Below are 19,816 nucleotides of genomic sequence, written 5' to 3' on the forward strand. Positions count from 1 at the left end.
TGAATGAAAATGCTCCCGCTACAAGCTGCCGTTGCCGCTGCGCTATTAAGCGTCGCTATCGGCGTATCGGCCAAACCCCTGGTGGTCTGCACCGAAGCCAGTCCGGAAGGCTTCGACCCGGTCCTGTACACCACGGCCGTCACCGCCGATGCCGCCGCCGAAACCATGTTCAACCGCCTGGTGGACTTCAAGCCCGGCACCACTGAAATCCAACCCGCACTCGCCAAATCGTGGGACATCAGCGAGGACGGCCTGACCTATACCTTCCACCTGCGAGATGACGTCAAGTTCCACACCACCGACTACTTCAAGCCCACGCGCAACCTGAATGCCGACGACGTGCTCTGGAGCTTCCAGCGCCAACTGGACCCCAAACACCCGTGGCACAACAAGTCCACCACCGGCTTCCCCTATTTCGAAAGCATGGGTTTCAAGGAACTGCTCAAAAGCGTCGAGAAGACCGATGACCACACGGTGGTCTTCACCCTGACCCGCCCTGAAGCTCCGTTCCTGGCCGATGTCGCGATGCCCTTCACCGCCATCCACTCTGCCGAGTACGCCGACAAGCTGCTGGCCGCCAACAAGACCGGCGAGCTCAACAGCAAGCCGATCGGCACCGGCCCGTTCATCTTTACCCGCTACCAGAAGGACGCCCAGGTGCGCTTCAAGGCCAACCCGGAATACTTCCGTGGCAAGCCGCCCGCCGACCCGCTGATCCTCGCCATCGCGGTGGATAACAACGTGCGCCTGCAAAAGCTCAAGGCCAATGAGTGCCAGATCGCCCTGTATCCCAAGCCTGACGACCTGCCCAGCATCAAGGCCGATCCAAACCTGAAGGTCGCGGAACTGGCGGCGATGACCACCGCCTACACCGCCATGAACACCACCCACAAGTACATGAGCGACGCGCGGGTACGCCACGCAATCAACATCGCGTTCGACAAACATGGCTATAACGAATCCCTGTACGGCAAAGGCAATGCCATCGACGCCACCGGCCCGTACCCGCCGACCCTGCTAGGCTTCAACGACAAGCTGAAAAACCCGGCCCGCGACCTGGACAAGGCCCGCGCCCTGCTCAAGGAAGCCGGCGTGCCGGAAGGCACCGAGTTCAGCCTGTTCACCCGCAACGGCGGCGGCCCGACCAACCCCAACCCGATGCTCGGCGCCCAGCGCATGCAGGCGGATCTGGCGCAGATTGGCCTCAAGGTCAATATCAAGGTCATGGAATGGGGCGAGATGCTCAAGCGCGCCAAAGCCGGCGAGCACGACATGGTTTCCGCCGGCTGGGCCGGGGACAACGGCGACCCAGACAACTTCCTCACGCCGAACCTGAGTTGCGATGCAGCGAAAAACGGCGAAAACTACGCCCGCTGGTGTAACGAAGAGTTTCAGGGCCTGATCGACAAGGCCCGCGCCGTGGCTGAACCCGCCGCGCGCGCCACACTCTATGAACAAGCGCTGGACGTTTTCGACAAGGACCAACCGTGGATTCCCATGGCTTACCCGAAAATGTTCACTGCCATGCGCAAGAACGTCGAGGGTTATACCCAAAGCCCCCTGACCAACAATAACTTCGCCACCACCCAGGTGAAGTAATAAGAGACGCCCGGCCCCGTCGACGTTGACGGGGCCGGACCTGCCTAACCGGCTGATTGAGGTACACAACACGATGTTTAGTTTTATTGCCCGCCGATTGGGGTTATTGATCCCCACATTCTTCGGCATCACGCTGCTGACCTTTGCGTTGATTCGCATGATCCCTGGCGACCCCGTAGAAGTCATGATGGGCGAAAGGCGGGTTGACCCCGAGATGCACGCCCAGGCAATGGAACGCCTTGGCTTGAACAAACCCTTGTATGCGCAATACCTGGACTACGTCGGCAAGCTCGCCCAAGGCGACCTCGGCGAATCCCTGCGTACCCGCACCAGCGTGTGGACCGAGTTCAGCGCCCTGTTCCCCGCGACCCTGGAACTGTCCATGGCCGCCCTGTTGTTCGCCGGCATCCTCGGGCTATTGGCCGGGGTGATCGCGGCACTCAAGCGAGGATCCCTGTTCGACCATGGGGTGATGGGCATCTCCCTGGCGGGATATTCGATGCCGATCTTCTGGTGGGGCCTGATCCTGATCATGTTCTTCTCGGTAAGCCTGGGCTGGACCCCGGTTTCCGGGCGCATCGACCTGCTCTACGACATCGAGCCACGCACCGGTTTCATGCTGATCGACACCCTGCTGGCCGACGAACCGGACGCGTTCTGGGATGCACTGCACCACCTGATCCTGCCGGCCATCGTGCTCGGCACCATCCCGCTGGCAGTGATTGCGCGGATGACCCGCTCCTCGATGCTTGAAGTCCTGCGCGAAGACTACATCCGCACCGCCAAGGCCAAAGGCCTGTCGCCGGCGCGCGTGGTGTTCGTGCACGGCCTGCGTAACGCGCTGATCCCGGTGCTGACCGTGGTCGGCCTGCAAGTCGGCACGCTGCTGGCCGGTGCGGTCTTGACCGAGACCATCTTCTCCTGGCCCGGCATCGGCAAATGGCTGATCGAAGCCATTGGCGCGCGGGACTACCCGGTGGTGCAAAACGGCATCCTGCTGATCGCCTGCCTGGTGATCCTGGTGAATTTCGTGGTGGATATCCTCTACGGCTTCGCCAACCCACGCATCCGTCACCAGCGCTGAGACCATGACCATGACCACACCAACTCAAGTGTCAGCAGTCGATCAGAGCCTGCTGTACCCGTCGCCGTACAAAGAATTCTGGCAAGCCTTCTCCAAGAACAAGGGCGCGGTTGCCGGCATGCTGTTTATGTTGCTGATCGTGTTCTGCGCGATTTTCGCCCCCTGGGTCGCGCCCCATAACCCCAGCGAGCAATACCGCGACTTCCTGCTGACCCCGCCGTCGTGGCTGGAAGGCGGGCAGATGCAGTTTTTGCTGGGCACCGACGAACTGGGCCGTGACTTGCTGTCGCGCCTGATCCAGGGCTCGCGCCTGTCATTGCTGATCGGTTTGTCGTCGGTGGTGATGTCGCTGATCCCGGGGATCCTGCTGGGCCTGTTCGCCGGGTTCTTCCCGCGCTTGCTCGGCCCGACCATCATGCGTCTGATGGACATCATGCTGGCCCTGCCCTCGCTGCTGCTGGCCGTGGCGATTGTCGCCATCCTCGGCCCTGGCCTGATCAACACCGTGATCGCGATTGCCATTGTGTCGTTGCCGTCCTACGTGCGCCTGACCCGCGCGGCGGTGATGGGCGAGCTCAACCGTGACTACGTGACCGCCGCGCGCCTGGCCGGTGCCGGCCTGCCGCGCCTGATGTTCGTCACCGTGCTGCCCAACTGCATGGCGCCATTGATCGTGCAGGCCACCTTGAGCTTCTCCTCGGCGATTCTCGATGCCGCCGCCCTGGGCTTCCTCGGCCTTGGCGTGCAACCGCCGACGCCTGAGTGGGGCACCATGCTGGCTTCGGCCCGTGACTACATCGAACGCGCCTGGTGGGTTGTAAGCCTGCCTGGCTTGACCATTTTGCTCAGCGTGCTGGCAATCAACCTGATGGGCGACGGACTGCGCGATGCGCTGGACCCGAAACTCAAGAATGCCGCGTGAGGAGATTCCCATGTCACTGCTAGAAATCAAGAATCTCAATGTGCGCTTCGGCGACAAAACCGCTGTGCCGGTGGTCGATGGCCTCGATCTGGCCGTGGACAAAGGCGAAGTACTGGCCATCGTTGGCGAGTCGGGTTCGGGTAAATCCGTGACCATGATGGCGCTGATGGGCCTGATCGAGCATCCCGGCATCGTCACCGCCGACTCCCTGACTTTCGACGGCAAGGACATGCTCAAGCTGAGCAACCGCCAGCGCCGGCAGATCGTCGGCAAAGACCTGGCGATGGTGTTCCAGGACCCGATGACCGCGCTGAACCCCAGCTACACCGTGGGTTTCCAGATTGAAGAAGTACTGCGCCTGCACCTGAAAATGTCCGGCAAGCAAGCGCGCAAGCGGGCCATCGAACTGCTGGAAAAGGTCGAGATCCCAGGCGCTTCCAGCCGCATGGATGCCTACCCGCACCAGCTGTCCGGCGGCATGAGCCAGCGTGTGGCAATTGCCATGGCGATTGCCGGCGAGCCAAAACTGCTGATCGCCGACGAGCCGACCACGGCCCTGGACGTGACCATCCAGGCGCAGATCATGGAGCTGCTGCTGGCCCTGCAAAAAGAGCAGAACATGGGCCTGGTGCTGATCACCCACGACCTCGCGGTAGTGGCCGAAACCGCCCAGCGCGTGTGCGTGATGTACGCCGGCCAAGCGGTGGAAGTCGGCCAGGTGCCCGGCCTGTTCGACGTACCGGCGCACCCGTACAGCGAGGCATTGCTGGCCGCGATCCCGGAACACAGCATGGGCGCTGCGCGTCTGTCGACGCTGCCGGGCATCGTCCCCGGCCGTTATGACCGCCCGCAAGGCTGCCTGCTGTCGCCTCGCTGCCCGTATGTGCAAGACAGCTGCCGCCAGACCCGTCCGACCCTGGACCCGCAAGCCCACAGCCTTGTGCGCTGCTTCTACCCCTTGAACCAGGAGGTGGCGTAATGGCCGTCGTTCTTACCGCCCGCGACCTGACCCGTCACTACGAAGTGTCCCGTGGCCTGTTCAAGGGCCACGCCACCGTGCGCGCGCTCAATGGCGTGTCGTTCGAACTGGAAGCCGGCAAGACCCTCGCCGTGGTGGGTGAGTCCGGGTGCGGCAAATCCACCCTGGCCCGTGCGCTGACGCTGATTGAAGAGCCGTCGTCCGGCTCCTTGAAAATCGCCGGCCAGGAAGTCGCCGGCGCCGACAAGGCCCAGCGCAAGCAACTGCGCAAAGACGTGCAGATGGTGTTCCAGAGCCCCTACGCCTCGTTGAACCCACGGCAGAAAGTCGGCGATCAACTGGGCGAGCCGCTGCTGATCAACACCAACCTGTCGGCCGCCGAGCGCCGTGAAAAGGTCCAGGCGATGATGAAGCAGGTGGGCCTGCGCCCTGAGCATTATCAGCGCTACCCGCACATGTTCTCCGGGGGCCAGCGCCAGCGGATCGCCCTGGCCCGCGCGATGATGCTGCAACCCAAGGTGCTGGTGGCGGATGAACCGACCTCGGCGCTGGACGTGTCGATCCAGGCCCAGGTGCTCAACCTGTTCATGGACCTGCAGCAGCAGTACAACACGGCGTATGTGTTCATCTCCCACAACCTGGCGGTGGTGCAACACGTTGCCGACCACGTGATGGTGATGTACCTCGGCCGCCCGGTGGAAATGGGCGCGAAGAACGACATCTACGAGCGCCCGCTGCACCCTTATACCCAGGCGTTGCTGTCGGCCACTCCGACCATTCACCCGGACCCGAACAAGCCGAAGATCAAGATCGTCGGCGAGTTGCCCAACCCGCTGAACCCGCCTTCCGGCTGCGCCTTCCACAAGCGCTGCCCGTATGCGACCGAGCGCTGCAGCAGTGAAGAACCGCTGCTGCGCGAACTGGACAACCGCCAGGTGGCTTGCCATCACGCGGAGCAGTTCGTCGCCTAACCCCCTGTAGGGGTGGGCTTGTGTGGGAGCGGGCTTGCCCGCGATAGCATCAGCGCGGTTTAACTGACAGTGCAAGGTGCCTGCATCGCGGGCAAGCCCGCTCCCACACAAGCCCGCTGCCACAGGGCAATACAGCGTTGTACAGCCTCTCCCGCCAGATTGCGCATCAGTCTGGCGGGAGGGGCTTTTTTGTTTTTAGCTAAGTGTAAAAATTGTAAATGATATTTACTTGTATTTGATAATGACTAGCATTCCGGCGCGTAGAGCGCGCCGAATCCTGCTGGAAGGCAATTCTGGTGCATCTCGCTCAGTTGCCACCTTTCATAAAGGATTTTGCGGACATGTCACCTCGATTCAGGCTCAGCCACTTCTCCCTGGCGTTTATCGCCGCCCTTTCATCCCCTGCGCTGCTGGCGGACACCCTGGAAAGAGAGCGCGATAAAGTGCCGGTAGAAGCTAGCGACTTGCCCGTCGATGGCACCTCCCAGGCCCTGGAGCTGAGCGAAACGCGCATCCTGGGCACCGCCGCCGAAGAGCTCAAGCAGGCCCCCGGCGTGTCGATCATCACCGCCGAAGACATCAAGAAACGCCCACCTACCAACGATCTGTCGGACATCATCCGCCGTGAACCCGGCGTCAACCTGAGCGGCAACAGTTCCAGTGGCAGCCGAGGCAACAACCGCCAGATCGACCTGCGCGGCATGGGCCCGGAAAACACCCTGATTCTGATCGATGGCAAGCCCTCGACCTCGCGCAATGCCGTGCGCTACGGCTGGAGCGGCGACCGTGATACCCGTGGCGAGACCAACTGGGTACCGGCCGAGGAAGTCGAACGCATTGAAATCCTGCGCGGCCCGGCCGCCGCGCGCTACGGCTCCGGGGCCATGGGCGGGGTGATCAACATCATCACCAAGCGCCCCACCGACCAGTTGCACGGCTCGCTGACCACTTACGTGTCGCTGCCCGAAGACGATGCCGAAGGCATGAGCAAGCGCACCAACTTCAACCTCAGCGGGCCGCTGAGCGATACCCTGGCGTTCCGGGTATATGGCGGCCTGAACAAGACCGATGCCGACGACTCCACCATCAACCAGGCCGAGCAGGCCACCGCCGACTCGCTGGTCGCCGGCCGCGAGGGTGTGCGCAACAAAGACGTCAACGGCTTGCTCAGCTGGCAATTCACCCCTGAGCAAACCCTGGACCTGGAAGCCAGCTACAGCCGCCAGGGCAATATCTTCGCCGGCGACACCATGCTCAACGGCGGTGGCGTGTTCGTTAACAGCCTGGTCGGCAAAGAAACCAGCGTGATCCAGCGCAGCAGTTTCTCCGCCACCCACCGTGGCGAGTTCGACTGGGGCTCGACCCTGGCCTCCCTGAGCCACGACCTGACCCGCAACGCACGCCTCAACGAAGGCCTGGCCGGCTCCGGCGAGGGCGCGCCCTCCGCCACCGCTGGCCGTTTCGAATCGCGCTTGCGCAACACCCGGGCCACCGCCGAGGTCAACCTGCCCCTGAGTTTCGGCACCGAGCAGGTGCTGACCCTGGGCAGCGAATACCTCTACGAGTCGATGAACGACCCAGGCTCGCTGCGCCCACAAAGCTACGACCCAGGCACCGGCGGCGTGCCGAGCATTCCGGGGATGAGCCGCAGCAGCACCAAGACCACGGCCTCCAGCTACGCGCTGTTCGCCGAGGACAACATCGAAGTCGGCAGCAAGACCATCATCACCCCCGGCCTGCGCTACGACGATCATGAAGAATACGGCGGCAACTGGAGCCCGAGCCTCAACGCCTCGCACCAGTTGACCGATGAACTGAGCCTCAAGGGCGGGATTGCCCGGGCCTACAAGACGCCCAACCTGTACCAGTCCAACCCCAACTACTTGCTGTACAGCCGTGGTAACGGCTGCAACGCCGGCGAAACCAACTCCGGTGGCTGCTACCTGGTGGGCAACCCGGACCTGAAACCGGAAATCAGCGTCAACAAGGAAATCGGCCTGGCCTATGACAAAGGCACCTGGCGCACCAGCGCGACTTACTTCCGTAATGACTACAAGAACAAAATTAACGCCAGCAACACCGCCGCCTACCGCCTGGACGGCGGGCGCCGTGTGCTGGAATGGGAAAACAGCGGCGCCGCGCTGGTGCAGGGGGTCGAAGGCAACCTGTTCATGAGCTTGCGCGACGACCTGGACTGGAACACCAACCTGACCTACATGATCGACTCCAAGGACAAGGACACCGGCGAGCCGCTGAGCGTCATTCCCAAGTACACGGTCAACACCACGCTGGACTGGCAGGCCACCGACAAGCTGTCGTTCCAGGTTAGCGGCACCTACTACGGCAAGCAGGAGTCGCCAACCCTCAACTCGCGCAGCGCCAGCAACTATGATCGCAGCGCCCAGCAGGACGTGGACCCGTACGGCTTGATGGGCTTGAGCAGCGGCTACGAGTTCAACAAGAACCTGAGCGTACGCGTGGGCATCGAAAACCTGCTGGACAAGCGCCTGTATCGCAAAGGCAATGCTGATGATGCGGGCGCCCAGACGTACAACGAACCGGGTCGGGCGTATTTTGCGTCGGTGACGGCTTCGTTCTAAGGCCAGTTACCTGCGCCTGTATCTCTGCTCCGCCCGGCATGCCTGGCGGAGCTTTTTTAACGGTCATTCTGGCGCACGTAATTACCGCCTATTCGCGATAAAACCAACGACAAGTCCGACATTAAAAACAGCACCAATCCCCGCCTCACAGACTAACTTTCTGTAACTTGTAACCTCTATGTTTCCGCAATTGCGCAACGCCACGCGCAAAGAATAAAGTCCGCCCGCTGCAACTTCTTATATTCTTTGCGAGGGCTGTCATGCGAGACATTTCAAAATCCCTGGAAAAGCTGCTGTCTGATATCTACGAGGACGGCGACGTGTCGCTGGCGGAGTTCAAGGCCTTGCAGGTCGAGTCTGACCGGCGCTGGGAAAGAGTGGTCGATGAACTGGGGAATAACAATACACTGCTGTCTTTTCAAAGTGCGATGGATGTTGCCATGCACCTATTGTTCTTGAGTGTGAACTATATAAAAAATCAGGAAATCACTGACGTGGGCGAAGCAATTGTCAAAGATGCAATAGCCGCACAAGTTGAAACCCTAAGAGCGGGGGCTGATCTAAGCCTGAAACAACTTAAAGTTGGGCCCAACACCTAATAATCTACCGCCAAATAAAAAGGCGAAGCCATCACAGCTTCGCCTTTTTTCGTACCGCTAACCCTTAGTGATGCTCGCGCGTCGCCCGGAATTTCACATCCGGCCAGCGCTCTTCCATCAGCGCCAGGTTGACCCGCGTCGGCGCCAGGTAGGTCAGGTGACCGCCGCCGTCGATGGCGAGGTTTTCCACGGCCTTGTTGGAAAACTCTTCGAGCTTCTTCTTGTCGCTGCAATCAATCCAGCGCGCGGAGTACACGGTGATCGGCTCGTAGGAGCATTCGACCTTGTATTCCTCTTTCAAGCGGCTGGCCACCACATCGAACTGCAGCACACCCACGGCGCCGAGGATGATGTCGTTGCTGCGCTCGGGGAAGAACACCTGGGTGGCGCCCTCTTCCGCCAACTGCTGCAAGCCCTGGCGCAGTTGCTTGGACTTGAGCGGGTCGCGCAGGCGTACGCGGCGGAACAGTTCCGGGGCGAAGTGCGGGATGCCGGTGAAGCCCAGCGCTTCGCCTTCGGTGAAGGTGTCGCCGATCTGGATGGTGCCGTGGTTGTGCAGGCCGATGATGTCGCCGGCAAACGCCTCTTCCAACTGCTCACGCTCCGAGGAGAAGAACGTCAGGGCGTCGCCGATACGCACGTCCTTGCCGGTGCGTACGTGGCGCATCTTCATGCCTTTTTCGTATTTGCCGGAGCAGATACGCATAAAGGCGATACGGTCGCGGTGCTTGGGGTCCATGTTCGCCTGGATCTTGAACACGAAACCGCTGAATTTCTCTTCAACCGGCTCCACGGTCCGTTCGTTGGCAACGCGGGCCAGTGGTTTCGGTGCCCAGTTGACCACCGCATCCAGTACGTGGTCGACGCCGAAGTTGCCCAGGGCGGTACCGAAGAACACCGGGGTCAGTTGCCCGTCGAGGAATTCCTGCTGGTTGAACTCGTGGCAGGCGCCCTGCACCAGTTCCAGTTGGTCGACGAAGCGGTCGTACTCGTCACCCAGGTGGGCGCGGGCCTCATCGGAGTCGAGTTTCTCGATGATCTTCACATCGGTGCGTTCATGACCGTGGCCGGCGGTGTAGACAATGATGTAGTCGTCGGCCAGGTGGTACACGCCCTTGAAGTCGCGGTAGCAACCAATCGGCCAGGTGATCGGCGCGGCCTTGATCTTCAGGACGGCTTCGATTTCATCCAGCAGTTCGATCGGGTCGCGGATGTCACGGTCGAGTTTGTTGATAAAGCTGACGATCGGCGTGTCACGCAGGCGGCACACGTCCATCAGGGCGATGGTGCGGGGCTCGACACCCTTACCACCGTCGAGGACCATCAAGGCCGAGTCCACCGCGGTCAGGGTGCGGTAGGTGTCTTCGGAGAAGTCTTCGTGGCCCGGGGTGTCGAGCAGGTTGATCATGTGGTCGCGATAGGGGAACTGCATGACCGACGTGGTAATGGAAATACCCCGTTGCTTCTCCATCTCCATCCAGTCGGAGGTGGCATGGCGATCAGACTTGCGGGATTTCACCGTGCCGGCCACTGCGATCGCCTTGCCCATCAGCAGGAGCTTTTCGGTGATGGTGGTTTTACCGGCATCGGGGTGGGAAATAATGGCGAAAGTGCGGCGTTTCGCGACTTCGGCGGCCTGGTGGGTCATGGGAAATCGCCTGGCAGGTGAGTCAAAAAAGGGCGGCGAGTATAGCGCAAACCCAGGGAGCCGGACCACCGTTCACCCGATTGGGGGTGGCTAAATGCTGCCAAGTATGGAACCTTTTAAAAGGTAGAGACGTCCACTCCCCTGCTACCGCACTCGTAACAGGGGCTGAAAAATCAGCAAGTTAGCCTGACGAGGCTGCGCTCATGGCTTGATCGCATACCGCATTGCCGGTATCGGCGAGCTGCTTTTCGCGAACATATTCGCCGACAGCCAGGAATGGCATTGCCGCTCGGAAATGTGTTCGCCGACAAAAGAAAAAAGGAGTCCGCCTGTGGCTATTCGCTATGGCAAAGGGCTGATAGGAGGAGCGGTTGTCGTCGCTCTCCTGGCCCTGCTGGTCCACTGGATCGGCATCAACACGATCGAGATGTACCGCGACGATTTGTTGTTTTACCTGCAAGCTCACCTGATTCTTGTACTTGTCTCCATGCTGGCTGCCCTGATCGTAGGGATCCCCGCCGGTATCCTGCTCAGCCGACCGAATATGGTCGGGCGCGCAGAACGTTTCATGCAGATCTTCAACATCGGCAACACCGTCCCTCCCCTGGCCGTACTGGCCATCGCCCTCGGCGTCCTCGGCATCGGCAGTGGCCCGGCCATCTTCGCCCTGTTCCTCGCCTCCTTGCTGCCCATCGTGCGCAATACCTACGAAGGCCTGAAAAACGTACAGGGTTCCTTGAAGGAAGCCGCCGTCGGCATCGGCATGACCCCGCGCCAGGTGCTGTTTCGCGTCGAACTGCCCAACGCCGTGCCGATCATCATCGGTGGTGTACGTGTGGCCCTGGCGATCAACGTCGGCACCGCACCGCTGGCGTTCCTGATTGGCGCCAACAGCCTGGGCAGCCTGATCTTCCCCGGCATTGCCCTGAACAATCAGCCGCAATTGCTACTCGGCGCCGCGTGTACCGCGTTGCTGGCGTTGCTGCTTGACGGTCTGGTGACCATGGCCAGCCGCCTCTGGCTGGAACGCGGGTTGCGTCCGTCTTAAGGCTGGGTAAAGGAATCGACATGAAAAAACTGACTTTGATATTGAGCTGCGTCCTGCTGTTTGCAGGCATTGCGCAAGCCGCTGAAAAACCGGTGATCCGTATCGGCGCCCGGGTCTTCACCGAGCAGACCCTGCTCGCCGAAATTACCTCCCAGTACCTGCGCACCAAGGGCTACGACACCCGCGTGACCGGCGGCCTGGGCAGCAACCTGGCGCGCAGTGCCCAGGAGAGCGGGCAACTGGACCTGATCTGGGAGTACACCGGCGTGTCCCTGGTGGCCTACAACCATGTGGACGAGAAGCTCGACAGCGAACAGTCCTACGCACGGGTGAAAGAACTCGACGCAAAAAAAGGCCTGGTCTGGCTGTCGCCGTCGAAGTTCAGCAACACCTACGCCCTGTCCCTGCCGGAAAACGTGGCCAAGGAGTATCCGCAGATCAACACCATCAGCGACCTGACCAAGGCCCTGGCCGAGCCAACCCGTGAAAACCGCCTGGTGGCCCTGGATACCGAGTTCGCCAACCGTTCCGACGGCATGGCCGGCATGGTCAAGCTGTACGGCATGAACCTCACCCGCAAGAACACCCGGCAGATGGACGCAGGCCTGGTCTACACCGCCCTGCGTAATGGCCAGGTATTTGCCGGCCTGGTGTACACCACCGATGGCCGCCTCAACGCCTTCAAGTTGAAGCTGCTGGAAGATGACCTGCACTACTTCCCGGACTACACCGCAGCCCCGGTGGTACGCCAGGTTTATCTGGATGCCCACCCGCAATTGGCCGCCGACCTCAAGCCACTGGCGGCGCTGTTCGACGATGAAACCATGCGCCAGCTGAACGCGCGGGTCGACGTCGACCATGAAAGCCCATCGGCCGTTGCCGCTGACTTCCTGCGCCAGCACCCACTCAACTAAAAGAGGAGAAGACATGGAATTTCTGAACGCCTTTTCCCATCTTGATTGGGCCCAAGTCCTGCACCTGACCTGGCAGCACATCACCCTGGTCGGGATCGCCGTGATCCTTGCGATTGTCGTCGGCGTGCCCCTGGGCGTGCTGATGACCCGCTTCCCGACCCTGGCCGGCCCGTTGCAGGCCAGCGCCACGGTGCTGCTGACCGTGCCGTCGATTGCCCTGTTCGGCCTGCTACTGCCGTTCTACTCCAAGTTCGGCCAGGGCCTGGGGCCGATGCCGGCGATCACCGCCGTGTTCCTCTACTCCCTGCTGCCGATCATGCGTAACACCTACCTGGCCCTGACCGGTGTCGAGCCGGGCATCCGCGAAGCCGCCAAAGGCATCGGCATGACCTTCGGCCAGCGCCTGCGCATGGTCGAGCTGCCCATCGCCGTGCCGGTGATCCTCGCCGGCGTGCGCACCGCCGTGGTGATGAACATCGGTGTGATGACCATTGCCGCCACCATCGGCGCCGGTGGCCTGGGTGTACTTATTCTGGCTTCCATCAGCCGCAGCGACATGTCGATGCTGATCGTTGGCGCCGTGCTGGTCAGTCTCCTGGCCATCTTCGCCGACCTGCTTCTGCAATGGCTGCAACGCTCGCTGACTCCAAAAGGATTGCTCAAATGATCGAACTTCAAAACCTGTCCAAGACCTTCCAAAGCAACGGCAAGACTGTCACCGCCGTTAACGACGTGAGCCTGACTGTCAATGAAGGCGAGATTTGCGTATTCCTCGGCCCCTCGGGCTGCGGCAAGAGCACCACGCTGAAAATGATCAACCGCCTGATCAAGCCCACCTCGGGCAAGATCCTGATCAACGGCGAAGACACCACCGACCTCGACGAAGTGACCCTACGCCGCAATATCGGCTACGTGATCCAGCAGATCGGCCTGTTCCCCAACATGACCATCGAGGAAAACATCGTGGTGGTGCCCAAGCTGCTGGGCTGGGACAAGCAGAAGTGCCACGACCGCGCCCGCGAGTTGATGAGCATGATCAAGCTCGAACCCAAGCAGTATCTGCACCGCTACCCCCGTGAATTGTCCGGTGGCCAGCAACAGCGGATCGGCGTGATCCGCGCCCTGGCGGCCGACGCGCCATTGCTGCTGATGGATGAGCCATTCGGCGCGGTCGACCCGATCAACCGCGAGATGATCCAGAACGAGTTCTTCGAGATGCAGCGCGCATTGAACAAGACGGTGATCATGGTCAGCCATGACATCGACGAGGCGATCAAGCTGGGCGACAAAATCGCCATCTTCCGCGCCGGCAAGCTGTTGCAGATCGACCACCCGGACACCCTGCTGGCCCATCCTGCCGACGAGTTTGTCAGCAACTTTGTCGGCCAGGACAGCACCCTCAAGCGCCTGCTGCTGGTCAAGGCCGAAGACGCGGCGGACAACGCCCCGTCGGTCAGCCCGGAAACGCCGGTGGCCGATGCCCTGGAGCTGATGGACGAGCATGACCGGCGCTATGTGGTGGTCACCTGCGCCGAGAACAAGGCCCTGGGTTATGTACGACGTCGCGACCTACATCGTCAGACGGGTACCTGCGCCCAATACCTGCGCGAGTTCAACGCCACGGCGGCGTTTGACGAGCACTTGCGCATCCTGTTGTCGCGCATGTACGAGTTCAACCGCTCGTGGCTGCCGGTGATGGATGCCGAGCGGGTGTTTTTGGGTGAAGTGACCCAGGAATCGATTGCCGAGTACCTGAGCTCCGGTAAGTCCCGTGGGGGCAAGACCAGTATCGTGTCGCCTGCCGAGACTGCCTTGGCCTGATAGACCGCTATCGCAGGCAAGCCAGCTCCCAAAGTTGGAATGCAATCCCTGTAGGAGCTGGCTTGCCTGCGATGAATACACCGTAAATCCATCTGATCAGCCCCATCCGGGGAACATCAATCCGTCACACCGGTCGGTTACATAAGTAGCTGCACGGGATCGCGCGACGAACGCGTGCAAAAACGCGACATTTTTAGTTGATCTCAAGCTCCTCACGCCCTAAAGTTCGCGCCGAACGTCCATGCTGGAAACGATCCATCCGGCTCAAGTACTGACGACGAGACAGCAAGGCCAAGGGAAGCTTATCCCGTGGCCTTTTTGCTTTCGGCGACATGCCTTGGGAAGTAGGCGAACCAAAGTGGGGATACGGAGGACGTTCATTTGCACCCATTGATCAATTTAGTTTGCCCTTAGGAGTTCCCAGCATGTCGATCAACGTCGAAGACTATTTCGCGCGCGCCACCTTTGACAAAATGAAGGCGTTCGCCGACAAGCAAGAAACCCCGTTCGTGGTGATCGACACCGCGATGATCAGCCAGGCCTACGATGACCTGCGCGCCGGTTTCGAATTCGCCAAGGTGTACTACGCCGTCAAGGCCAACCCTGCCGTCGAGATCATCGACCTGTTGAAAGACAAGGGTTCGAGCTTCGACATCGCCTCGATCTACGAGCTGGACAAGGTCATGGACCGCGGCGTCAGCGCCGACCGTATCAGCTACGGCAACACCATCAAGAAATCCAAGGACATCCGCTACTTCTACGAGAAAGGCGTGCGCCTGTTCTCCACCGACTCCGAAGCCGACCTGCGCAACATCGCCAAGGCCGCGCCGGGCTCCAAAGTCTATGTGCGTATCCTTACCGAAGGCTCGACTACGGCTGACTGGCCTTTGTCGCGCAAATTCGGCTGCCAGACCGACATGGCCATGGACCTGCTGATCCTCGCCCGCGACCTGGGCCTGGTGCCTTACGGCATCTCGTTCCACGTGGGTTCGCAGCAGCGTGATATCAGCGTGTGGGACGCAGCCATCGCCAAGGTCAAGGTGATCTTCGAGCGCTTGAAAGAAGAAGACGGCATCCACCTCAAGCTGATCAACATGGGCGGTGGCTTCCCGGCCAACTACATCACCCGCACCAACAGCCTGGAAACCTACGCCGAAGAAATCATCCGCTTCCTCAAGGAAGACTTCGGTGACGAGCTGCCGGAAATCATCCTGGAGCCGGGCCGTTCGTTGATCGCCAACGCCGGGATCCTGGTCAGCGAAGTGGTATTGGTTGCACGTAAATCCCGTACCGCCGTCGAGCGCTGGGTGTACACGGATGTGGGCAAGTTCTCCGGCCTGATCGAAACCATGGACGAAGCCATCAAGTTCCCGATCTGGACCGAGAAAAAAGGCGAGATGGAAGAAGTGGTGATCGCCGGTCCTACCTGCGACAGCGCCGATATCATGTACGAAAACTACAAGTACGGCCTGCCGCTGAACCTGGCCATTGGTGACCGCCTGTACTGGCTGTCCACCGGTGCGTACACCACCAGCTACAGCGCCGTTGAATTCAACGGTTTCCCACCGCTGAAATCCTTCTACGTCTGACCCCGTAGGAGCCGGCTTGCCGGCTCCTACAGCTCTTCTGCGCGTTGCTGGTAGGCAGCAGCCATGGCGCGAATCTGCGGATCATTCGCCGCCGCCAGCGCTTTGTGCGCCACCTGCAAAAACTTCAGATTCCCGCCTTCCAGCGCCCGGTGCAGCCACTCCAGCGCCGCCTCGATCTGGCCTTGATCCGCCAGCACCGCCGCATAACTGAACTGCCCGCGAAAATCCCCACCTTCGGCCGAGCGACGATACCAATCGCGCGCTGCGGGCAGGTCTTGCGCGCAAAATTGCCCGTCTTCCAGGTATCGCCCCAACAGGTTCATCGACTTGGCATGCCCCCGTTCGGCAGCCTGGCGGTAACAGGCCAGCGCCTGTTGCTGGTCTGGCGTCACACCGCGCCCGGTGGCCAGCAAGTTGGCGTAGTTGTACAACCCCCAATCCAGCCCCGCCTCTGCTGCCTGGCGATACTCGACGGCCGCCGCCCGCTCATCGGCGGCGCAACCCCAGCCGTGTTCCAGGCAGCGCCCCGCCATATTGCGTGCCATCAGGTGCCCGCCCTGTGCCGCAATCCGGAACCAGCGCAGGGCCAGTGCTTCATCGCGCTCGATCCCGCGCCCTTCCAGGAGGATTTGCCCCAGTAGCGCCTGGGCATCGAGCACGCCCTCCTTCGCCGCCATCAGGATCGCCTGGGCCGCGCGGGCCGGTGATTCGTCGAGCATGGCGCGCAGTTGTTCGCCGTCGAGGCGTTCTTCGCGGCGCAAGTGAAAAGCCATGCTCAGACCTCGACCCAGCGACGCAACAGGTTGTGATAGGTGCCGGTGAGCTGGATCAGGGCCGGGTGGTCCGGTACGTCACGGCTCAGTTGCTGGATCGCACCGTCCATTTCGAACAGCAACGTGCGCTGGCTGTCTTCACGCACCAGGCTTTGGGTCCAGAAAAACGCGGCATACCGCGCGCCACGGGTCACGGCGTTGACTTTGTGCAGGCTGGAGCCGGGGTACAGCACCATGTCGCCGGCGGGCAGCTTGACCTGCTGCTGGCCGAAAGTGTCCTGGATCTGCAGTTCGCCGCCGTCGTACTCATCCGGGTCGCTGAAAAACAGCGTGGCAGACAGGTCGGTGCGCACCCGCTCGGGGCTGCCCTTGGGCTGGCGCACGGCGTTATCGATATGAAAGTCGAAGCTGCCCCCCGCGGTGTAGCAATTGAGCAATGGCGGGAAGACTTTGTGTGGCAGCGCCGCCGACATGAATTGCGGGTTTTGCCACAGGCGCTCGAGCATGGCCGCGCCGATTTCCTTGGCCAGTGGGTGGCCTTCGGGCAATTGCAGGTTGTGCTTGGCCTTGGCCGACTGGTGCCCGGCGGTGATCTTGCCGTCTGCCCAGTCCGCCTGCTCCAGGGCTTCGCGGATGCGCAGGACTTCTTCGCGGGAGAACAGGCCGGGAATATGCAGCAGCATGAGACGTTACCTGAGGGCAGAGGGGCGCCAATGGTATTGATTACTATTGACGCTGTAAAACCCTGATCCGACGGGCAGACGTATGAGCCCGCAAAAACCGTAACTCCCGAAGTGTAAATTTTGTAAATAGAGTGCAAATAGCAATGCCTCTCAATTGCTATGCATAATTGTTTACAATATATTTCGCGACCTAACATCCTTGGGGTAGGGAATTTCATGTCGCGCCACATTACAAAAACACCAAACAGTTCACCGCGCTTGCTGGCCTCGGCCATTGGCGTGGCCATCAGCGCCAGCTCTGTCGCCCATATGGCGCAAGCGGCCGAAGAGACCGAACAAAAAGGCGAGCGCAACAGCATTTCCCTGGGGGCCACCAGCATCACCGGCCAGGAACAGGACGCAACCTCCTACCAGACCGAAAAAGCCTCTTCGCAGAAATACACCGCGCCCCTGGTCGACACCCCGCGCTCCGTCACCGTGGTGCCAGCGCAGGTGCTCAAGGACACCGCCGCCACCTCGCTGCAGGACGCTCTGCGTACCGTGCCGGGGATTACCTTTGGTGCCGGTGAAGGCGGCAACCCCCAGGGCGACCGTCCGTTTATCCGTGGCTTCGATGCCCAGGGCGACACCTACCTGGACGGCGTGCGTGATACCGGCGGCCAGAGCCGGGAAATTTTCGATATCGAGTCCATCGAAGTCAGCAAGGGCCCCAACTCCTCGTTCGGTGGCCGTGGCTCGGCCGGTGGCAGCCTCAACCTGGTGAGCAAGACCCCACAAGCACGGGACTTCCTCAACGGCGGCTTTACCTACGGCTCCGACCAGACCCGGCGCTATGCCCTCGACGTCAACCGCCAGTTCCTCGACAACGCCGCGTTCCGCCTGAACCTGATGAGCCACGAACAGAACGTGGCCGGCCGCGACGCGGTCAATTACGACCGTTGGGGCGTGGCACCGTCGCTGACCTTTGGCCTGGGCACCCCGACCCGCGTCAACCTCAGCTACTACCACATGGAAAGCAACGACCTGCCGGATTCGGGCATTCCCTACGGCTACAGCAACAGTTCCGCGACGGCTGTGCATGTGCATGACAAACCCACCGACGGCGGCGACAGCAGCAACTTCTATGGTTTGAAGGATCGCGACTTCCGCAAGACCCGCGCCGATATCAGTACGTTCTCCATCGAGCACGACCTGAACGACAACACGACGATCAAAAACACCCTGCGCCACGGCAGCACCGGCCAGGACTACGTACTCACCCAACCGGACGACAGCCAGCACAACGTCAACCAGTTCGGTACCGTCTGGCGCCGGGCCAACAGCCGCGTGTCCACCACCACGACCACCACCAACCAGACCGATCTGTTTGGCAGCTTCCAGGCCCTGGGCTTCAAGCACAGCTACTCCACGGGGCTGGAATTTACCGGTGAAGAAACCCGTGTCAGCGGTTACACCGTCAGCCCCAACAGCAACCCGAGCTGCACCGTGGCCGGCGGCGGCAAGGGCGGCCAGTGCACCTCGTTGAGCGACCCGAACCCCAACGATGCCTGGACCGGCAGCGTCGCCCGCAACTACATGGGCACCAACACCAAGGCCACCAGCCGCGCCGCGTACGTGTTCGACACCATCGAACTCGACCCGCAGTGGCTGCTGAACGTCGGCCTGCGCTACGACACGTTCGACACCGAGGCCAACACCAACGCGGTACCCTCCGCCACGGTAAAAGCCCGCACCAAGCTCAAGGACGACAGCCAGTTCTTCAACTGGCAGGCCGGCCTGGTCTGGAAGCCGATGGAAAACGGCAGCATCTACACCTCCTATGCCACTTCGGCCTCGCCTGCTGGCGGCCTGGTGGGTGAAGGTGTCGACTCCAACGCCATCCCAACCGGCATCAACACCAGCGACATGAAACCGGAAGAAACCGTCAACTACGAGCTGGGCACCAAGTGGGATTTGTTCCACGACCGCCTGTCCCTGACCGCTGCCGTATTCCGCACCGAAAAGAAAAACGCGCGGGTTCTGGTCAACTCCAACACCTATGAAAACGCCGGTGAGTCCCGGGTCGATGGCCTGGAGCTTTCCGCCAGCGGCAAACTCACCGAGCAGTGGCAGGTATTCGCCGGCTACAGCTACCTGAAAAGCGAGTTGGTGGACCCAGGCAAAAACGGCAACCGTTTGGGTGTCGTCACCGCCGGCTCCAACAAAGGCAACGAAATGCCCAACACGCCGAAGCACTCCTTCAGCCTGTGGACCACCTATGACATCACCTCGAAACTGACCGTCGGTGGCGGCGCGTTCTATGTCGACGACGTCTACGGCGACCCGGCCAACACCGTCTACGTACCGTCCTACACCCGCTACGACGCCATGGCCAGCTACAAGCTGACCAAGAACGTCGACCTGCAATTGAACGTGCAGAACCTGACCGACAAGACCTACTACGACAAGGCCTACGGCGCACACTTCGCCAACCAGGCAGCCGGTCGTACGGCCCTGTTGACCACCAGCTTCCACTTCTAAGACGCTGTAGGTTTCATGCAAAAGCCCCGCGCATCGGATGCTCGGGGCTTTCGTATGTAAAAAAGA

Annotated in this window: 16 protein-coding genes; 13 read left to right on the plus strand and 3 right to left on the minus strand. The window is 61.1% G+C overall.

Features of this window, described 5'->3' with window-relative positions:
* Positions 1-3: 3 nt before the first annotated feature.
* From ACSSVH_RS21980 to ACSSVH_RS22010, 7 genes are all read left to right on the plus strand, one after another.
* Positions 4-1,599, plus strand: a complete 1,596-nt coding sequence (locus ACSSVH_RS21980; protein WP_169950960.1) for an ABC transporter substrate-binding protein — start codon at positions 4-6, stop codon at positions 1,597-1,599.
* Positions 1,600-1,672: 73 nt separating this feature from the next.
* A complete protein-coding gene (locus ACSSVH_RS21985; protein ID WP_032860135.1) occupies positions 1,673-2,683 on the plus strand; it encodes an ABC transporter permease subunit in 1,011 nt (336 codons plus the stop codon).
* A gap of 10 nt (positions 2,684-2,693) precedes the next feature.
* The gene (locus ACSSVH_RS21990) at positions 2,694-3,605 is read left to right on the plus strand and encodes an ABC transporter permease subunit (protein WP_492633717.1); all 912 of its coding nucleotides are present in this window, start codon (positions 2,694-2,696) and stop codon (positions 3,603-3,605) included.
* Positions 3,606-3,615: 10 nt separating this feature from the next.
* On the plus strand, positions 3,616-4,584 hold the full coding sequence (locus ACSSVH_RS21995; RefSeq protein WP_169950963.1) for an ABC transporter ATP-binding protein: 969 nt from the start codon (positions 3,616-3,618) through the stop codon (positions 4,582-4,584).
* Positions 4,584-5,555, plus strand: coding sequence for a peptide ABC transporter ATP-binding protein (locus ACSSVH_RS22000; RefSeq protein ID WP_057958423.1), 972 nt, complete (start codon positions 4,584-4,586; stop codon positions 5,553-5,555). Before ACSSVH_RS21995 ends, ACSSVH_RS22000 begins: the two co-directional genes overlap by 1 nt.
* A gap of 341 nt (positions 5,556-5,896) precedes the next feature.
* The gene (locus ACSSVH_RS22005; RefSeq protein WP_169950965.1) at positions 5,897-8,155 is read left to right on the plus strand and encodes a TonB-dependent siderophore receptor; all 2,259 of its coding nucleotides are present in this window, start codon (positions 5,897-5,899) and stop codon (positions 8,153-8,155) included.
* Between the two features lie 260 nt (positions 8,156-8,415).
* Positions 8,416-8,754, plus strand: a complete 339-nt coding sequence (locus ACSSVH_RS22010) for a hypothetical protein (RefSeq protein WP_169950967.1) — start codon at positions 8,416-8,418, stop codon at positions 8,752-8,754.
* A 64-nt stretch (positions 8,755-8,818) separates the two neighbouring features.
* On the opposite strand, the gene ACSSVH_RS22015 is transcribed toward ACSSVH_RS22010, so the two are convergent.
* Complete coding sequence (locus ACSSVH_RS22015; RefSeq protein WP_169950969.1) at positions 8,819-10,402, minus strand: peptide chain release factor 3; 1,584 nt, start codon at positions 10,400-10,402, stop codon at positions 8,819-8,821.
* Between the two features lie 295 nt (positions 10,403-10,697).
* Between ACSSVH_RS22015 and ACSSVH_RS22020 the strand changes: the two genes are divergently transcribed.
* The 5 genes from ACSSVH_RS22020 (at position 10,698) to ACSSVH_RS22040 (ending at position 15,774) form a co-directional block, all read left to right on the plus strand.
* The gene (locus tag ACSSVH_RS22020) at positions 10,698-11,450 is read left to right on the plus strand and encodes an ABC transporter permease (RefSeq protein WP_262381389.1); all 753 of its coding nucleotides are present in this window, start codon (positions 10,698-10,700) and stop codon (positions 11,448-11,450) included.
* A 20-nt stretch (positions 11,451-11,470) separates the two neighbouring features.
* A complete protein-coding gene (locus ACSSVH_RS22025; protein WP_169950973.1) occupies positions 11,471-12,364 on the plus strand; it encodes a glycine betaine ABC transporter substrate-binding protein in 894 nt (297 codons plus the stop codon).
* Between the two features lie 13 nt (positions 12,365-12,377).
* Entirely contained in the window at positions 12,378-13,031 is a 654-nt protein-coding gene (locus tag ACSSVH_RS22030) for an ABC transporter permease (protein ID WP_027604864.1), read from the plus strand.
* Positions 13,028-14,185: an osmoprotectant ABC transporter ATP-binding protein OsmV gene (locus ACSSVH_RS22035; protein WP_029291958.1), complete on the plus strand. Its 1,158-nt coding sequence runs from the start codon at positions 13,028-13,030 to the stop codon at positions 14,183-14,185. Before ACSSVH_RS22030 ends, ACSSVH_RS22035 begins: the two co-directional genes overlap by 4 nt.
* Before the next feature lie 425 nt (positions 14,186-14,610).
* The gene (locus ACSSVH_RS22040; protein WP_032861941.1) at positions 14,611-15,774 is read left to right on the plus strand and encodes a type III PLP-dependent enzyme; all 1,164 of its coding nucleotides are present in this window, start codon (positions 14,611-14,613) and stop codon (positions 15,772-15,774) included.
* Between the two features lie 26 nt (positions 15,775-15,800).
* Here the strand turns inward: ACSSVH_RS22040 and ACSSVH_RS22045 are convergent, their stop codons facing one another.
* Together ACSSVH_RS22045 and ACSSVH_RS22050 are read right to left on the minus strand one after the other, a co-directional pair.
* The gene (locus ACSSVH_RS22045; RefSeq protein WP_492633718.1) at positions 15,801-16,547 is read right to left on the minus strand and encodes a tetratricopeptide repeat protein; all 747 of its coding nucleotides are present in this window, start codon (positions 16,545-16,547) and stop codon (positions 15,801-15,803) included.
* Between the two features lie 2 nt (positions 16,548-16,549).
* Positions 16,550-17,230: a Fe2+-dependent dioxygenase gene (locus ACSSVH_RS22050; protein ID WP_169950977.1), complete on the minus strand. Its 681-nt coding sequence runs from the start codon at positions 17,228-17,230 to the stop codon at positions 16,550-16,552.
* Positions 17,231-17,446: 216 nt separating this feature from the next.
* On the opposite strand from ACSSVH_RS22050, the gene ACSSVH_RS22055 reads away from it, so the two are divergent.
* Positions 17,447-19,750 (plus strand): TonB-dependent receptor, encoded by a 2,304-nt coding sequence (locus ACSSVH_RS22055; protein ID WP_492633719.1) that lies wholly within the window; start codon positions 17,447-17,449, stop codon positions 19,748-19,750.
* The last annotated feature ends 66 nt before the right edge of the window (positions 19,751-19,816 follow it).

Source organism: Pseudomonas sp. HC1(2025) (assembly GCF_058742075.1).

Excerpts from the sequence above, each read along its gene's own strand:
- ACSSVH_RS22025 (WP_169950973.1), top strand. The coding sequence starts at position 11,471 with ATGAAAAAACTGACTTTGATATTGAGCTGCGTCCTGCTGTTTGCAGGC.
- ACSSVH_RS22020 (WP_262381389.1), top strand. The coding sequence starts at position 10,698 with ATGTGTTCGCCGACAAAAGAAAAAAGGAGTCCGCCTGTGGCTATTCGC.
- ACSSVH_RS22010 (WP_169950967.1), top strand. The coding sequence starts at position 8,416 with ATGCGAGACATTTCAAAATCCCTGGAAAAGCTGCTGTCTGATATCTAC.
- ACSSVH_RS21980 (WP_169950960.1), top strand. The coding sequence starts at position 4 with ATGAAAATGCTCCCGCTACAAGCTGCCGTTGCCGCTGCGCTATTAAGC.
- ACSSVH_RS22000 (WP_057958423.1), top strand. The coding sequence starts at position 4,584 with ATGGCCGTCGTTCTTACCGCCCGCGACCTGACCCGTCACTACGAAGTG.
- ACSSVH_RS22015 (WP_169950969.1), bottom strand. The coding sequence starts at position 10,402 with ATGACCCACCAGGCCGCCGAAGTCGCGAAACGCCGCACTTTCGCCATT.
- ACSSVH_RS22040 (WP_032861941.1), top strand. The coding sequence starts at position 14,611 with ATGTCGATCAACGTCGAAGACTATTTCGCGCGCGCCACCTTTGACAAA.
- ACSSVH_RS22055 (WP_492633719.1), top strand. The coding sequence starts at position 17,447 with ATGTCGCGCCACATTACAAAAACACCAAACAGTTCACCGCGCTTGCTG.
- ACSSVH_RS22005 (WP_169950965.1), top strand. The coding sequence starts at position 5,897 with ATGTCACCTCGATTCAGGCTCAGCCACTTCTCCCTGGCGTTTATCGCC.
- ACSSVH_RS22050 (WP_169950977.1), bottom strand. The coding sequence starts at position 17,230 with ATGCTGCTGCATATTCCCGGCCTGTTCTCCCGCGAAGAAGTCCTGCGC.
- ACSSVH_RS22035 (WP_029291958.1), top strand. The coding sequence starts at position 13,028 with ATGATCGAACTTCAAAACCTGTCCAAGACCTTCCAAAGCAACGGCAAG.
- ACSSVH_RS21985 (WP_032860135.1), top strand. The coding sequence starts at position 1,673 with ATGTTTAGTTTTATTGCCCGCCGATTGGGGTTATTGATCCCCACATTC.
- ACSSVH_RS22045 (WP_492633718.1), bottom strand. The coding sequence starts at position 16,547 with ATGGCTTTTCACTTGCGCCGCGAAGAACGCCTCGACGGCGAACAACTG.
- ACSSVH_RS22030 (WP_027604864.1), top strand. The coding sequence starts at position 12,378 with ATGGAATTTCTGAACGCCTTTTCCCATCTTGATTGGGCCCAAGTCCTG.
- ACSSVH_RS21995 (WP_169950963.1), top strand. The coding sequence starts at position 3,616 with ATGTCACTGCTAGAAATCAAGAATCTCAATGTGCGCTTCGGCGACAAA.
- ACSSVH_RS21990 (WP_492633717.1), top strand. The coding sequence starts at position 2,694 with ATGACCACACCAACTCAAGTGTCAGCAGTCGATCAGAGCCTGCTGTAC.